This window comes from Wolbachia endosymbiont of Glossina morsitans morsitans, from assembly GCF_000689175.1.
Classification (GTDB): Bacteria; Pseudomonadota; Alphaproteobacteria; order Rickettsiales; family Anaplasmataceae; genus Wolbachia; species Wolbachia pipientis.
In genome coordinates this window covers 1-2,230 of sequence record NZ_AWUH01000103.1, presented here as the reverse complement: position 1 = coordinate 2,230, position 2,230 = coordinate 1, and the positions used below count along the sequence as shown (strand labels likewise).

The window sequence follows — 2,230 nt, the reverse complement described above, 5'->3', positions numbered from 1 at the left end:
GTTTGAGAATTCGAGTGTGACATGACCTTCCCATCCAGGTTCTAAGGGAGTAACGTTTACTGTAATTCCACATCTTGCGTAAGTTGATTTACCAACACAAATGACCAGTACATTCCTTGGTATACGAAAATATTCCACTGTACTTGCAAGCACAAAGCTATTTGGTGGAATTATGCATACGTCTGTTTCTTTATCTATAAAACTATTCTCAGAAAAATTTTTAGGGTCCACGATGGTTGAATTAACGTTAGTAAAAATTTTAAATTTATTATCCACTCTTGCATCGTAACCGTAAGATGATAGTCCGAAAGATATAACACCTTTGCTGCTTTTGTGATTCACAAAAGGCTCTATCATTCCAAAGTTTTCAGCTTTTTCTCTTATCCATTTATCTGGCATAACTGCCATAACTGTTCCTTAAAGTTGTGTAATACTTACAATAATATAAAATAAAATTTAAATGTAAACTGTAGCTTTTGTCATGCAATTAAAACTTTTCAGTTTGATGTTTTGTTACAATAATTAGATTTATGTTCTTAACTAAAAATAATGCTTAGAAACTTTCTCCTGATTTTTGTATTCGTATTATTCACGCCGCCGTCAAATGCTGATGCCAGGAAATATATCAGAATTGTTGGATCTTCAACTGTTTTTCCTTTTATCTCGTTTATAGCCGAGGAGTTCAATCGTGTATTCCCTTTTAAGACTCCAGTTGTGGAATCAATAGGAAGCGGATCAGGATTTAAAATGTTTTGCTCAGGAATAGGGGAAGACACTCCAGACATCACCACTTCATCTCGCCCTATGAAGGAAGTAGAAAGAGAACTATGTAAAAGAAATAAAATTAATGAAGTGATAGAGATCATCATTGGCTATGATGGAATTGTCATTGCAAATTCAAATCAAAGCCATAGATTTGATTTCACAAAGAAGGACTTATTTGAAACTTTATCTGCATATTCTCAAGAAAATGATAAATTAGTAAAAAATAATAAGAAGTTTTGGTCTGATGTAAATCAAGCCTTACCAAAAACAGAAATTGAAATTTATGGTCCACATCAAAATACAGGCACATACGAAACTTTGGTTAATTCTATTATGCTTGATCAATATTCATGCATGAACTCGAGAATTTTCAAAGAGAATTATAAAGATCAGGAAGAAAGAAAGCAAGCATGTGGTAATATAAGGGATGACGGGAGGTATATAGAAGTTGGAATTAATGAAAACATAATAATACAAAAATTGAAAAGTAACAAGAACGCTTTAGGGATATTTAGTTTTAGCTTTTTAATGAGGAATCAAGATAAAATACAAGGGAGCACAATTGCAGGAATTGAGCCAACTTACGAAAATATATCATCGGGAAAATATATATTAGCAAGACCTCTATACCTTTATATAAAGAAAGAACACCTGGATAATGTTGATGGATTAAGAGAATTCATAAAAGATATTATAGATTCGATCGGCATTGAAGATGGGTACCTATCTAGGCTTGGTCTAATTCCACTTTCAAGTGAAGATATAAAGAAAGCTTCAGCAAAGGTTTATGATATAACGTGACGGCAACGTTTCTTTTATATCCTTTGTTCTAGCGTAGTCAGACCCTGCGCGGCGCGCTGGGATGACAATGGATTACTGATTAGGCAGTTCTGCGTTGTTGCAACACCCAGAAACAACCGGGTTCAAACTTTTCGTATTTGGACTTTCTGATTTCTCACAAACTCCTCCAATATAAGCTAGTACAGCCCATGCTGAAACTGCTGAAACTTCTAAAACTAATGCAACTACAGGATATGCCAGCACATAGGCTGCAATAGCACCAACTACGCATAGTCCAACAACGCCTAGAGCAATCTTCCCTTTGTGTTTACTCAAGAAGGTGTTATCGTTCTTTGCTGGGTTTTTGTTGCTACCATTTACTGGGGTTTGTTTGCCAGTAGACTCACGGTTTTGTTCCTTTCCTTTTGAAGGAGCCTTTAGAACATCTATTATCTTTTCCATATTTTCTTTGTTTATTGACTTATGGTCCTCAGCCCACTTTAATAGAGACATTCCATATACCTGTATGTTAACATTAGCCCCGTTTTTCACTAGAGCTTCGAATGTCTCTAAATCGCCACGTTCAACAGCCTTAGATATTGGAGTCATTCCATCTGCACCCACTGTGTTAACATCAGCTTTTGCTTTTTCTATTAGAAGATCTACTAGACCTTTATTAATAGGA

Annotated in this window: 3 protein-coding genes; 1 reads left to right on the top strand and 2 read right to left on the bottom strand. The window is 35.1% G+C overall.

What is annotated here, in order from left to right; genetic code table 11:
- Positions 1–408 (bottom strand): dCTP deaminase (gene dcd / locus WGMM_RS02465; RefSeq protein ID WP_038249544.1); only part of this gene is annotated, 408 nt, incomplete at its 3' end.
- Between the two features lie 141 nt (positions 409–549).
- On the opposite strand from dcd, the gene WGMM_RS02460 reads away from it, so the two are divergent.
- Positions 550–1,566: a substrate-binding domain-containing protein gene (locus WGMM_RS02460; RefSeq protein WP_038249541.1), complete on the top strand. Its 1,017-nt coding sequence runs from the start codon at positions 550–552 to the stop codon at positions 1,564–1,566.
- Between the two features lie 72 nt (positions 1,567–1,638).
- Here WGMM_RS02460 and WGMM_RS06095 read toward each other — a convergent pair.
- Positions 1,639–2,230: ankyrin repeat domain-containing protein (locus WGMM_RS06095; protein WP_038249537.1), on the bottom strand; the 592-nt coding region annotated here is incomplete at its 5' end.

What these genes read in the sequence shown, in the direction of transcription:
- WGMM_RS02460 (WP_038249541.1), top strand. Translation starts at nt 550, where the DNA reads ATGCTTAGAAACTTTCTCCTGATTTTTGTATTCGTATTATTCACGCCG.